Annotated in this window: 10 protein-coding genes; 5 read left to right on the plus strand and 5 right to left on the minus strand. The window is 72.6% G+C overall.

Annotated elements, in window-relative coordinates:
* The first annotated feature begins 123 nt into the window (after nucleotides 1–123).
* Nucleotides 124–783 (plus strand): HAD-IA family hydrolase, encoded by a 660-nt coding sequence (locus tag ACIOWN_RS01075; protein WP_362347548.1) that lies wholly within the window; start codon nucleotides 124–126, stop codon nucleotides 781–783.
* A 36-nt stretch (nucleotides 784–819) separates the two neighbouring features.
* Here the strand turns inward: ACIOWN_RS01075 and ACIOWN_RS01080 are convergent, their stop codons facing one another.
* The gene (locus ACIOWN_RS01080; RefSeq protein WP_401979596.1) at nucleotides 820–1,923 is read right to left on the minus strand and encodes a peptidoglycan-binding protein; all 1,104 of its coding nucleotides are present in this window, start codon (nucleotides 1,921–1,923) and stop codon (nucleotides 820–822) included.
* A 1,071-nt stretch (nucleotides 1,924–2,994) separates the two neighbouring features.
* On the opposite strand from ACIOWN_RS01080, the gene ACIOWN_RS01085 reads away from it, so the two are divergent.
* A complete protein-coding gene (locus ACIOWN_RS01085) occupies nucleotides 2,995–4,941 on the plus strand; it encodes a DHA2 family efflux MFS transporter permease subunit (RefSeq protein WP_401980223.1) in 1,947 nt (648 codons plus the stop codon).
* A gap of 3 nt (nucleotides 4,942–4,944) precedes the next feature.
* Here ACIOWN_RS01085 and ACIOWN_RS01090 read toward each other — a convergent pair whose 3' ends face one another.
* Both ACIOWN_RS01090 and ACIOWN_RS01095 read right to left on the minus strand, forming a co-directional pair.
* Nucleotides 4,945–5,445, minus strand: a complete 501-nt coding sequence (locus ACIOWN_RS01090; protein WP_401979599.1) for a GNAT family N-acetyltransferase — start codon at nucleotides 5,443–5,445, stop codon at nucleotides 4,945–4,947.
* 125 nt (nucleotides 5,446–5,570) lie between these two features.
* On the minus strand, nucleotides 5,571–5,975 hold the full coding sequence (locus tag ACIOWN_RS01095; RefSeq protein WP_401979601.1) for a DUF1992 domain-containing protein: 405 nt from the start codon (nucleotides 5,973–5,975) through the stop codon (nucleotides 5,571–5,573).
* 100 nt (nucleotides 5,976–6,075) lie between these two features.
* Here ACIOWN_RS01095 and ACIOWN_RS01100 point away from each other — a divergent pair, with 100 nt between their 5' ends.
* Nucleotides 6,076–6,468 (plus strand): hypothetical protein, encoded by a 393-nt coding sequence (locus ACIOWN_RS01100; protein ID WP_362347555.1) that lies wholly within the window; start codon nucleotides 6,076–6,078, stop codon nucleotides 6,466–6,468.
* 49 nt (nucleotides 6,469–6,517) lie between these two features.
* Here ACIOWN_RS01100 and ACIOWN_RS01105 read toward each other — a convergent pair whose 3' ends face one another.
* The gene (locus ACIOWN_RS01105) at nucleotides 6,518–7,189 is read right to left on the minus strand and encodes an O-methyltransferase (RefSeq protein WP_362347557.1); all 672 of its coding nucleotides are present in this window, start codon (nucleotides 7,187–7,189) and stop codon (nucleotides 6,518–6,520) included.
* A 77-nt stretch (nucleotides 7,190–7,266) separates the two neighbouring features.
* Nucleotides 7,267–8,649: a glycine betaine/L-proline transporter ProP gene (proP, locus tag ACIOWN_RS01110; protein ID WP_401979605.1), complete on the minus strand. Its 1,383-nt coding sequence runs from the start codon at nucleotides 8,647–8,649 to the stop codon at nucleotides 7,267–7,269.
* A gap of 414 nt (nucleotides 8,650–9,063) precedes the next feature.
* Here proP and ACIOWN_RS01115 point away from each other — a divergent pair, with 414 nt between their 5' ends.
* Both ACIOWN_RS01115 and ACIOWN_RS01120 read left to right on the plus strand, forming a co-directional pair.
* Nucleotides 9,064–11,097 carry a bifunctional glycosyltransferase 87/phosphatase PAP2 family protein gene (locus ACIOWN_RS01115; RefSeq protein WP_362347561.1) on the plus strand — a complete coding sequence of 678 codons (2,034 nt, stop codon included), beginning with the start codon at nucleotides 9,064–9,066 and terminating at the stop codon, nucleotides 11,095–11,097.
* A gap of 91 nt (nucleotides 11,098–11,188) precedes the next feature.
* Nucleotides 11,189–13,126 (plus strand): glycoside hydrolase family 5 protein, encoded by a 1,938-nt coding sequence (locus tag ACIOWN_RS01120; protein ID WP_401979608.1) that lies wholly within the window; start codon nucleotides 11,189–11,191, stop codon nucleotides 13,124–13,126.
* The last annotated feature ends 48 nt before the right edge of the window (nucleotides 13,127–13,174 follow it).

A 13,174-nucleotide genomic window follows, 5' to 3' on the forward strand; every position in this document is an offset into this window, starting at 1 on the left:
ATGTTTTGTACCGTGGGGAAACAAAGTGGCTCCCGTCCGCTTTCCCTGACCGGTGGACGGGGCCGCCTTGTTCTTCGGGGGCGTGCTCCCACGCCCCCCTTCGCTGTGTCTTGGAGTTTGCCGATGACGGCCACCGCCGTGTTCACCGCCCGCGCCCTCCTGCTGGACATGGACGGCACCCTCGTCAATTCCGACGCCGTCGTCGAGCGGATCTGGCGTCGCTGGGCCGACCGGCACGGGCTGGACGGCGACGAGGTGATGAAGGTCGTCCACGGTCGTCAGGGGCACGCCTCGATGGCGCTGCTGCTGCCGGACCGGCCCGTGGAGCAAAACCTCGCCGACAACGCGCGCATGCTCGCCGAGGAGACCTCGGACATGGACGGCGTGATCCCGATCCCCGGGGCGGCGGAGTTCCTCGCGGGGCTGCGGGGCGTGCCGCACGCCCTCGTCACCTCCGCCGACGTGGCCCTGTCCACGGCCCGGATGGCCGCCGCCGGCCTGTCCCTGCCCGACGTCCGCGTCACCGCCGAGTCCGTCGGGGCGAGCAAGCCGGACCCCGAGGGCTTCCTCAAGGGCGCCGCCGAACTGGGAGTCGCGCCCGCCGACTGCGTGGTCTTCGAGGACTCCGGAGCCGGGATCGCGGCCGGCCGCGCCGCGGGCATGCGGGTGATCGGTGTCGGTCCACGCGCCGGGTTCCACCAGCCGGACGCCGTCGTGCGGGACCTGACCCAGGTGCGGGTCGAGGCCCTCGGCGACGGGGGCGTCCGGCTGCACGTCGCATAGTCGCGGCGGCGCCGGGACGCTTCCCCCGCCCCCGGGTCAGGGCGCCTTCGTCTCCGACTCCAGGCGCGCCCTCGTCGCCGGTCCGTACACCCCGAGTTCGTCGCCGCTGATGCCGCGGGTCCACTGGTAGGCGCGTACGGACTTCTCCAGCCTGTGGCCGAAGACGCCGTCGGCCTTCCCCAGGAACAGGTACAACTGGCCGAGTCTCAGCTGGAGTTCGGTCACCCCGGCGCCCTGGTCGCCGCGGCGCAGCACCGGGGCCGGGGCCGGGGCCGCCGGGGCGCTTTCGCGCAAGGCCGTCGCCGTCTCCGTCGGCCCGGCCGGCTCCGGATCCGGGGCGGGAGCGTTCTCCGCCTCCGATCCGGAGGGCGACGGCTCCGCCGTCCCCGGCTCCGAGGCGGACGCGGACGGCGAGACGTCCGCGCCGGGCGTCGGCGACTCGCCCGTCGACGCGGCGACGGATGGCGTGTACGACGGCACGGTGGCCGTCGACGCGGACGCCGTGGGCGTCTCCACCCACGCGTCCGGGACGCTCTCCCGTACCTGACGGGAGGCGTGGTCCCGTTCCGGCGACTCGTAGGAGAACAGCCCGCTCGCGAACCCCGCCCCCGCCACGACGGTGACCACGGCCGCGCCGGCGGCGACCACGACGGCGGGGCGGGTGCGCCGGCCGCCACGGCGGGTGCCCGCCCGGCCCGGCCGGCCCTCTGGGCCCCCGAAGCTCCCGGTGTCGGCGGACAGCTTCCCTGTGGCAGCCCGGTCCTTGGCCGTCGCCGTGTCGAACATGCTCACGTCGGCCGCGCTCGGTTCACCCGGCGGCGGTGCGAACAGGCCGGTCGCGGGTGGGGTGGTGCGGGCCGGCGGCTGTGCGGGGATGGCCCGTAGCGCCATCGTGGACTCCGCCGGGGTGTCCTGCTGTCCCGTCGAGGACTGGGTCGAAGTGTCCTGCCGGCCCGGCGAGGACCCGGTGGGGGCGTCCTTCTGCGCCGTCCGCGCATCAGCGGGAACGGCACCTCGTGCCGACGCGGCCTCGGCGGGGAGGGCGCGCAGCGCCATCGTGGAGTCGGTGGGGGAGGAGGACCGCGGCTCCTGCCCGTCGGCCCCGGAGGCGCCGGCCGTACCGGCGGCTCCGGATGTCATGGTGCCTTCGGTGGCCCCGGTGGCCCCGGTGGCCCCGGTGGCCCCGGTGGCCCCGGTGGCCCCGGAGGTCCCACCGGCTTCTGCGGGCATGGTGGCGGCGACTGCTTGGGCGGCCCCGCCGTCTCCGGCTGCTCCGGCTGCTCCGGCGGTTCCAGCGGTTCCAGCGGCGCCGGCGGCACCGGTTTCAGTGACCCCGGCGTCTCCCGCGACCCCGCCATGCCCGGCGCCCCCCGCCGAGCCGCCCCCGGCCGGAGCATCGCCTCCCGCCGAAGCGTCGGGTGAAGTGCCGCCCCCCGGAGCGACCCCGGTCAGGACATCCCCCGCCGTGCCCTTCGGCGCCGGTGGCTCCCCGATGTCCACGTACGGCCGTATCCGTAGTGGATTGAAGTCCTCCGCCGCCGCGGCCTCGGCCGTCCGGGTGTTGCGGAGAGCGTCGGACGCCCGGCTTCCGCAGGCGCATGACGGGGTGTTGTCCAAGCCCCGGGGCACCCCGCACTCGGGGCAGACATGCCCCTTCCGCTCTTCCACGCGTCGGTCCCCTCCCGTACGAACTCCAAGGATTATGCAGATCCTCCACACACCTTCTCCCCCAAGGGCCCCCGGAATGGCGGCGTCCGGGAGGACTCAACAGGCCATAACCGGACACACCGATGACGATGGAAGATGTCACGAGAGCGTCGGGAGGACTCCATGGCCGGCGATGGGCACGGCAGGACCGGCATGACGGGGACGACGGGCGACGTCCCGGGCGAGGCCCCGGGCGGCGACCGGCCGTCGTCGGCCGTCCCCGCGTCCCCGCGCGTCCCGCAGACCGAACACGTCCCGCAGACCGAGCGCGTCCCGCAGACCGAGCGCGTCCCGCACGACGAGCAGGGGCGCCAAGCCGAGCAGGGTACCCAGGCCGAGCAGCGTCCCCGAGCCCAGCAGGGCCCCCAGGTCGAACAGAGCCCCCAGGCCGAGCAGGGTCCGCCGGGCCCGCCGGGTGCGCAGGCCCCGCCCGGTGGTGCCGCGGCTCCGCCCGAGCAGGTGCCCGGCAACGTCCTCGTCTCGATCGGCGCGCTGCTCCTCGGCATGCTCCTGGCCGCGCTCGACCAGACCATCGTGTCGACCGCGCTGCCCACCATCGTCAGCGACCTCGGCGGCCTGGAGCATCTGTCCTGGGTCGTCACGGCGTATCTGCTGGCGTCGACCGCCGCGACCCCGCTGTGGGGCAAGCTCGGTGACCAGTACGGGCGCAAGAAGCTCTTCCAGACCGCGATCGTGATCTTCCTCATCGGTTCCGCGCTGTGCGGCATGGCGCGGAACATGCCCGAGCTGATCGGGTTCCGGGCCCTGCAGGGCCTGGGCGGCGGCGGGCTGATGGTGCTGTCGATGGCGATCGTCGGCGATGTCGTCTCGCCCCGCGAACGCGGTCGCTACCAGGGCCTGTTCGGAGCGGTGTTCGGCACGACCAGTGTGCTCGGGCCGCTGCTCGGCGGCCTGTTCACCCAGCATCTGAGCTGGCGGTGGGTGTTCTACGTCAACATCCCCGTCGGCATGGTCGCCCTCGCCGTGATCGCCGCCGCCCTGCGCATCTCCCCCCGTTCGCAGCGGCACGTCATCGACTACCTCGGCACCTTCCTCATCGCCTCGGTCGCCACCTGCCTGGTGCTGGTCGCCTCGCTCGGCGGCACCACCTGGGGCTGGGGCTCGCCGCAGATCATCGGCCTGATGGTGGTCGGCGTCGTGCTCGTCCTCGCGTTCCTGGCCGTGGAGCGGAGGGCGGCCGAGCCGGTGCTGCCGCTGAAGCTGTTCGGCATCCGCACGTTCTCCCTCTCCGCGGTCATCAGCTTCATCGTCGGCTTCGCCATGTTCGGCGCGATGACCTACCTGCCGACGTTCCTCCAGGTCGTGCGGGGCATCTCGCCGACGGTGTCCGGTGTGCACATGCTGCCCATGGTGGTGGGCATGCTGTCGGCCTCCACCGGCTCCGGGCAGATCGTCAGCCGCACCGGTCGCTGGAAGGTGTTCCCCGTCGTGGGCACCGCCGTCACCGCGATCGGGCTGCTCCTGCTGCACCAGCTCGACGAGCACAGCGCGACGCTCGTGATGAGCGTCTGCTTCTTCGTCTTCGGCGTGGGCCTCGGCCTGGTCATGCAGGTGCTCGTCCTCATCGTGCAGAACGCCGTCGGCTACGAGGACCTGGGTGTCGCCACCTCGGGCGCCACCTTCTTCCGCTCCATCGGCGCCTCCTTCGGCGTCGCCATCTTCGGTACGGTCTTCGCGAGCCGCCTCGGCGACAAACTCACCTCCGCCTTCAAGGGCGTGCCGCTGCCGCCCGGAGTGTCGGCGAACACGCTGAAGTCCGATCCGCGCGGTATCGCCGCCCTGCCGGCCGCGCTGCGCCCGGCGGCGCTGCACGCGTACGCGTCCGCGATCACCGACGTCTTCCTCTACGCCGCCCCGGTCGCGCTCCTCGGCTTCGTACTGGCCTGGTTCCTGAAGGAGGACCGGCTGCGCGGCTCGGTCACGGCACCCGACGTCACGGAGACGTACGCGACCAACCCGGTCGAGCGGTCCTCGTACGACGAGGTGTGCCGGGCGCTGTCCGTGCTGGGCACCCGCGAGGGGCGGCGCGAGATCTACCGGGAGATCACCGCGCGGGCCGGCTACGACCTCGACCCCGCGACGAGCTGGCTGGTGCTGCGGATCAAGAAGCACGGCTGGGTGGAGCCCGCCCTGCTGGCCGAGCGCAGCACCCTCCCGCTGAGCGCCATCATCGGGGCCACCCGTGAGGTCGAGGAGCGGCACCTGGGCGAGCGCCGCGCTGTGGACCTCGTACTGACCGGCGCGGGCCTCGAGGCAGCCGAGCGCCTGGCGCAGGCCCGGGAGGAGTCGCTCGCCGAACTGCTCGGCGACTGGTGGGGCCCGGACCGGCCGACCGATCTGGTGCAACTGGTGAAGGAGCTCACGGGCGAGCTGTGCGGGTCCGACTCCGAACGGCCGCACGAGGAGCGCCCGGCGACGCGTCCGGCCTGAGCCTCAGACGAGGGACTTGCCGAACCAGTGCTCCGCGTACGGGTCGTCGTTGTGCGGGGCGGTCTCCGTGTAGCCGAGCCGGGTGTACAGGGCGCGGGCCTCCACGAGGTCGCTGCGGGTGTCGAGGATCATCCGGCGGGCGCCCAGCGCACGGGCGGCGTCCTCGGCGGCGGTGACCAGGAGGGCGGCGCCGCCCCTGCCGCGCATCTCCCGACGCAGGAACACCCGGGTGAGTTCGGCCCGTTCCGCGTCCAGCAGCCGTACGCCCGCGGTGCCGGCCGGGCTGCCGTCGTACCGTGCGAGGACCAACTGCCCGGTGGGCGGGGAGAGTTCGGCGCCCGCGCGGGCGGCGATCTCGCGTTCCAGCTCGGCGGGGTCGGTGCGGTGTCCCTCGTGCAGCAGGTACCAGCGGTCGCTGACCTCCGTGTAGTACGCGCGCCACAGTGCGGCGGCCGCGGGGGAGTCGACAGGTTCCGGGGCGATGGTCCAGGTCACGACCGACATTGTGGGCGCGCGGCGGGGGACGGGCGCAACCGGTTGAGCACGCACCGGACGGCGAACTCGGCCGTTCGGGCCCACTCGGCCACCCGGGCCCACTGGGCCGTCCGGGCTGCTCCGCCGCCGGGCGTCTACTCGGCCGCCGCCCGCCGCGTCCGCCACTCCTGGACGACCTCCTCGACGTCGTACCGCTTCAGGCCCAGCGGCGGGCCCGGCGGCGGCTTCAGCATCATGTCGAGGATCTTGGTGTTGATGTCCGCGATGACGGCGCGGACGATCCGCTCCGAGGGGGCCGCGAGGGCCGCCGCGAGCGCGTCCTCGGCCTGTTTGCGCAGCGCGAGCGTCGGTGGCAGGCAGGACAGGCCCTCGCGGGCCATCTTCCGCTTGACCCACCACAACTCGTCGTACGTCATGTCGTCCGGCAGCGGCTCGCCCGCGCCCGGCAACCGATCGAACTCGCCGCGCCGCTGCGCGTCACGGATCTGCTTGTCGGCCCAGGACTCGAACGGAACACCGGGTGGCTTTCGCTCGGTCATGGGCCCATTGTGCCGGACGTGGCCCCGCCGGGCGTTTTATCATTCGGCGGCGGTCAGGCAATCCGGCCACCGCGCGAAAGACGCCACAGGGAGAACCGACGTGCTCGAACTGACCATGGCCTCCGTCTCCGGGACGGACGCGGGTGCCACGGCCGGGATGCTCATGGCCGACGCTCCCAGCGAGCCGGGCGCCGCGCTGCGGGTGGGCCGGGACCCGGCCGTCTGCCGCCTGGTGACGCCGGACGACTGGCTGTTCGTGTCCCGCGTCCATCTGGAGTTCCTGTGCGCGGCCGACGGGACCTGGCAGGTCACCTGGTTGCGCGGCTCCCAGCCGGACCCCTCCTCCGAGGTCCGGCTGACCCTCGGTGAGTACACCCAGCCGCTCGCCTACGGCGGGACCGTCGCGCTGCCCCGGGGCGGCTCCGGCGAGATCGTCGTGCAGGACCGCACGAGTCCGCGCAGCGTCAACGTCGGGTTCTTCCACGAAGTATGAGCACCGCCCTGGGTGGCGGCGGGGCGGCGGCCCCGGCCGCTCGCTCCCGTCAGTCCAGCACCCGCGCCAGCGCGAAGCCGTCGTGGCCCTTGCTGCCGACCGTCTGGATCGCCGTGCCGTCCAGCCTGGGGTGCTCGGCGATGAGTTCGAGGGCGGCGCGGGTGCCGAGCACGCCCGGGTCGGTGCTGGTGGGGTCGGTGACGTGACCGCCGCGTACGACGTTGTCCAGGACGATCAGGCTGCCGGTGCGGGTCAGGCGCAGCGCCCACTCCACGTAGTGCCGGTTGTTGGCCTTGTCGGCGTCGACGAAGACCAGGTCGAAGGGCGGCGGGTTCTCGTCGGCGAGCTGGGGCAGCGACTCCAGGGCGGGACCCACCCGCACCTCGGCGACCCGGTCCAGGCCGGCGCGCGCGATGTTGCGGCGGGCCACGTCGGCGTGGCGGGGGTCGTACTCCAGGGAGATCAGCCGTCCGTCGGCGGGCAGCGCGCGGGCCAGCCAGATGGTGCTGTAGCCGCCGAGCGTGCCGATCTCCAGGATGGCGCGGGCGCCCTGGACCTGGGCGAGGAGGTGCAGCAGCTTGCCCTGGTTCGCGGTGACGTTGATGTGCGGCAGGCCCTCCGCGTCGCTGTCGCGCACCGTGGCCTGAAGGGTTTCGTCCTCCGGGGACAGCAGAGTGGTGAAGTAGTCGTCCACGTCGTCCCACAGCTGCGAGTCGCTCATGCACCGGGCCTTTCGTATGTCTAGTTAGATTCTCTAAGTAGCTGCGCTAACGAATATAGCCGGGTGCGGAGGCGCTGTCAGGCAATGACAGCCGGGGGGTCCGCCTCCACCGACGGCGCCGAGCCCGGCAGTGGACGGCCCGCCGACTCCGCCATGAACCAGACCGCCGCGCCGCCGATCAGCGAGGCCGCCATCATGTAGTAGGCGGGCATCATCAGGTTGCCGGTCGCGCCGATCAGGGCGGTGACCACCAGCGGGGTCGTCCCGCCGAACAGCGAGACGGAGATGTTGAAGCCGATCGACAGCGAGCCGTAGCGGACCCGGGTCGGGAACAGCGCCGGCAGGGCGGACGGCATCGCGGCCGTGAAGCAGACCAGGAGCAGGCCCAGGGCGGCCATGCCGAGGCCCACCGCCGCCAGGCTGCCCTGGCGGATCAGCAGCAGCGCCGGGACCGACAGGAACAGGAAGCCCGCGCAGCCGGCGGCGATCACCGGGCGGCGTCCGACGCGGTCGGTCAGCGCTCCCGCGAACGGCTGGACGATCATCATCAGGGCCATCACGCAGAGGACGACGAGCAGTCCGTGCGTCTCGTCGTACTTGAGCACGCTGGTCAGATAGCTCGGCATGTACGACAGCAGCATGTAGTCGGTGACGTTGAAGACCAGCACCAGGCCCACGCACAGCAGCAGCGCCTTCCACTGGCCGGCGATCATCTCGCGCAGCGGCACCTTCGGGCGTGACTCGCACTTCTCGGCCTCCGCCGCGAACGCCGGGGTCTCCTCCAGGCGCATCCGCAGATAGAGGCCGATGATGCCCATGGGGCCCGCGATCAGGAACGGGATCCGCCAGCCCCAGGAGGTCATCTGGTCGGAGGACAGCAGGGCCGTCATCAGGGTGACCAGGCCCGCGCCGCCGATGTAACCGGCCAGGGTGCCGAACTCCAGCCAGCTCCCGAGGAAGCCGCGCCGCTTGTCCGGGGCGAACTCGGCGATGAAGGTGGACGCCCCCGCGTACTCGCCGCCGGTGGAGAAGCCCTGCACCAGCCGGGCCGCGAGCAGCAGGAGCGGCGCCCCGACGCCGATCGTCGCGTAGGACGGGATCAGGCCGATGGCGAAGGTGCCCACGGCCATCATGATCATGGTGAAGGCCAGTACCTTCTGGCGGCCGATGCGGTCGCCCAGCGGGCCGAAGACCATGCCGCCGAGCGGGCGGACCAGGAAGGCCGCGGCGAAGGCGCCGAACGTGGAGAGCAACTGCGTCGTCGGGTTGCCGGAGGGGAAGAAGACCTTGCCCAGCGTCACCGCGATGTAGCTGTAGACACCGAAGTCGAACCACTCCATGGCGTTGCCCAGCGCGGCGGCCTTCACGGCGCGCCGGACGAGTGCCGGGTCGGTGACGGTGGTGTGGCGGCTCTTGGTGAGAGACACGGACCGGGGTGCGGTGACGGTGACAGCTGACAAGGCTTCGCTCGCCTGCCTTTCGACGGGGACAGGGACCCGGCCCGTGTGGCGGCGCTGACGCGGGGGCCGGACGCAGCCCACCTGGGCAGGCCGAAAATCGACCATACGACTATTGATGTCCGTTACGCACCGTACGCGCTTCGGTGCGTAGTGCACCTAAATGCGGGCTGTCCAGGCACTTGGTCCCCGTACGGACCGTGATCAACCGCTCCGCACTGTGATCCTTGTCGCGCCCGGCCGGGGGAACCGAACCGGCCGCGGACTGTCGTCATCCTGACAAAAGGCGGGCGGACGACAGGTGAATCGGGGGTAGCCGCGTCCCTCTCCGGGGGAGGTGCGAGCCTCTCGGAGACGGCGAAGAGGTTCCCGGCGCGGCAAGAGCGCGGGACGTACGGGGCGGGAGGCCGAGGAGGCGTGGCGAATGCGGAGCACGGTGGGGGACCGGCGGCGGCGTTCGGAGTGGCGGCGGACCCGGCCACGGCCCGCCTGCACGCGACCCGCCTGGGGCTGTGGCTGATCGCCGGGGTCCTCGCGATACGGCAGGTGGCCGCCGTCCTCACCACCCCGCGCGGCAGTCGGCTCGCCGACCTGGAGACCTGGGCCGGACCGGACGGCGTCCTGCACGTCAAGGGGTCGCTGTACGAGTCGACGCAGTTCACCGGTACCCCCTTCGGCGGCCTGGTGCTCAAGCCGCTGACCAGGGCCGCCGAGCAGGCCCTCGGCTGGGGGTGGACCTTCGGCACGCTGCTGCTGGTGGTCGCCCTCGGGCTGGTCGCCGCCCGCGCCCTGCCGGAGCCGGTCGGGCGCCGCACCTCCCTGCTGGCCGCACCCGTCGCGATCAGCCTGCTGATGCTGTCGCTGCCGGTGCGCAACACGCTGTGGCTCGGCCAGACCAGCATCATCCCGGTCCTGCTCGTCCTGCTCGGCTGCCTCGTCGTGCGCGGACAGCGGGCCGGCGGCGCGCTGATCGGCCTCGCGGCCGCGCTCCAGCCCGCGGTGCTCCTCTTCGCGCCCCTGCTCTGGTTCACCCGGCGCCGGCAGGCCGCCGTCTCCACCGCCGTCACGTTCGCCGCGTGCACCGCGCTCGCCTGGGCCGCGATGGCGCACGACTCCTACACCTACTGGGTGCACCACATGGCGGGCGTGGGTCTCGGCGGCCGCGCCGACGCCCTCGCCAACCAGTCCCTGCACGGCGCCCTGCTCCGGCTGGGCCTGACCGGCCCACTGGAGGTGGGCCTGTTCCTGCTGCTGGGCGCGGCGGTCGCCGTGCTCGGCCTGCGCCGGGCCGTGCGCTACGCCCGCGACGGCCAGCTCCTGCTCGCCGTCGCGATCACCGGCTGCGCGGCGATAGCGGTGTCGCCCACCACCTGGCAGCACCAGCTGCTGTGGGTGCTGCTCGCGGTCGTCGGCCGGGTCGGCCGTCGCGCCTCCGACCGGTACGTCTGGCCGGTCGCCGTCATCCTCGTCATGACCCTGCCGGCGACGATGATGCTGCCGCACATGGCGTTCCTGAACCCACTGCGGGACAACATCGTCCTGCTGGCCGCCCTCGCCACCGCGACGGCCGTGCCGTTCCTGTCCCGCGCCGCGGAGCACTACGCCTCACCCGTCCCCACGCGGTACGCGCCGCCGGTCCCGGCCCGCTTCCGGCGGGTCCCCCCGCTGCCCTTCCTGCGCCGGGTCCTCAGCCGCCCGAACCTGCTCCTCGAACTGCTTCTCATACGCGTCACCTACGCCGCCTACCAGCAGGTGCGCCTCGCGGCGACCGGCGGCACCATCACCGGCGGCCGGGCCCGCGCCGAGCGGCACGGCGACGAGATCCTCTCCATCGAGCGCTTCCTGCACCTCGACATCGAGCACGCGGTCAACCACGCCGTGGTGAAGATCGACTGGCTGCGGGGCTTCTTCGACTTCTACTACGAGTCCTTCCACTTCGTCGTCCCGCTGACGGTCCTCGGCGTCCTGTACTGGCGCCGCCCGGTCGACTACCGCTGGGCCCGCGCGGCCCTCGGCTTCGCCACGCTCCTCGCCCTCGTCGGCTTCTGGCTCTACCCCCTGGCCCCGCCCCGCCTGATGCCGGACCTCGGCATCATCGACACGGTCCACGGCGTCCAGGACTTCTCCCAGCCGGACTACGGCACCCTGACGGCCCTGACCAACCAGTACGCCGCGATGCCGTCCCTGCACTTCGGCTGGTCGCTGTGGTGCGGCGTGGTCATCGCGGTCGTCGCCCCGAAGTGGTGGATGAAGGCCCTCGGCCTCCTCCACCCCCTCTTCACGGTCTCGGCCATCGTCGCCACCGGCAACCACTGGGTGCTGGACGCGGTGGGCGGCGCGGTCGTCGTCGGCGCGGGCTTCGGGCTGACGTACCTGCTGTCCGGCCCGCGCGCGGCCGCCGGGCCCGCCGCACCGGAGAGACAACCGGCACCCGAACTCGCCACGCGCTGACCTGGGTTCGGCGGGCAGGTCTGGACTGATGGCGGAACGTCCACCATGCTGACGTAGACATGACAGTCATGGTCACTCGGGACGGTCAACCATGCGTGGATTCCTGGGCCGGGCCGGCCTGGCCGCCGTACTCCTGCTGGCGCCCCTGGCGCCCGTCGCTCCCGCGGCCGCCGTGGGGAAGGAGGCCGGCGCTGAGGCCGCGGCGGCCTCCGTGACCGCCGCGGAGGCCGCCTCGGACTGGACGCCGCCGCTCAGCACGCGGGGCCGCTGGATCGTCGACGCGAACGGGAACCGGTTCAAGCTGCGGTCGGGCAACTGGCACGGCGCCAGCGGCACATGGAACGGCTCCGGGAGCACCGAGGACGACGCCAACCACCACGCGGGCGAGAACTCGGGCCGCGTCCCGCTGGGCCTGGACCGGGCGCCCATGGCCGAGATCGTCTCCGGCTTCCAGGAGATCGGGATCAACAGCATCCGGCTGCCCTTCTCCAACGAGATGATCCACGACGACCGTCCCGTCACGGACCGCGCCGTCGCCGCCAACCCCTGGCTGCGCGGAAGGACACCGCTCCAGGTGTACGACGCGGTGGTGCGCGCACTCACCGACGCCGGACTCGCCGTGATCCTCAACAACCACACCAACACGACGCGTTGGTGCTGTGGAGTCGACGGAAACGAACGCTGGAACGCGAGCCGGTCCACCGGGGCCTGGGAGAACGACTGGCTGTTCATGGCTCGCCGCTATCAGGACAACAAACGCGTCGTCGGCGCCGACCTCTACAACGAGGTGCGCCGCAGCGTCTGGGACGACCCCAACTGGGGCCTCGGCGACGACCACGACTGGTTCGCCGCCTCGCAGCACGTCGCCGACCGCATCCTCACGGAGGCCGACCCCGACCTCCTGATCATCGTCGAGGGCATCAACTGGACCGGCATCCCCGTCGACGGCTTCGCGCACGGGCGCCCCACCCTGGAACCCGTACGCCGCCTCTCCCACACGCTCGTCGACTCCGGCAAGCTCGTCTACTCGGCCCACTTCTACGACTACACGGGCCCGAACCACAGCGGTGCCACCGGGCTCGGCGAGACCAGTGACCCCCGCTACCGCGACCTCGGCCCCGCCGAGCTGACCGACGTGGTGAACCGCCAGGCGCTCTACGTGGCCGCAGAGCAGGACCAGCACTTCACCGCCCCGGTCTGGATCAGCGAGTTCGGCGTCGGCGGCCGCGAGGAGACCGGCGCCGCACCGCGCGCCTGGTTCGAGAACTTCGTCGACAACCTCATCCGCGCCGACGCCGACTTCGCGTACTGGCCGCTCGTCGGCTGGCACGAGAACCGCAAGGGCAACGGCTGGGCCCTGCTCCACTGGGACTCGGCCGGCCACCGCATGGGCGTCTACGACGGCGACGACTGGCGGGCCGGCGCCTGGACCCGGCTCGTCCGGGCCCAGGGACGCACCGGCCCCGTCGCCCCCGTGGCCGACTGGTCGATGCTCAGCCCCGACCACGGCGACTTCGTCGCCTCCCGGCGGATGCGGGCCCTGCCCGACTGGAACCCCGGCGCCCGCAAGGCGGTCTGCCCCGACGGACAGCGCCTCCTCGGCCTCAGCCACACCGGCAGCCGCGGCCTGTGCGCGGACGTGTCCACCGGCCCCCTGGGGAACCCGGCCGGTGCCCACGAGGTCGTCGTCGACGAGCGCCATGTCGCCCCGGGCCAGGACTGGGCCAGTGGCTACACCAAACTCCAGTGCGCCGACGGTCAGTTCCTCACCGGCTACAGCGTCCGGGGCGCCGCCGTCTCCGCCGTCCTGTGCACCGCGGCCCCGGCCGGAGCACTCGGCACGAGCGGCCGGACCGTCTGGTTCGACCGGAGCGACAACAGGGGCGCGTCCCCCCAGGGCGGCGACTTCGCCCACGGCCACTACAAGGGCCAGTGCGCGAACGACGAGTACCTGGCCGGAATCGCCTACACGGGCCGGCTGGGCTCCAGCCGGACCCCGGACGCCCTCTACTGCCGGAAGCTGGGCTGAGGGCGGCCGCTCACGCCGAGGCCAGGAAGCGCAGTACCGCCAGCACCC

This window comes from Streptomyces sp. NPDC087787 (assembly GCF_044743035.1).
In the GTDB taxonomy this organism is placed as follows: domain Bacteria; phylum Actinomycetota; class Actinomycetes; order Streptomycetales; family Streptomycetaceae; genus Streptomyces.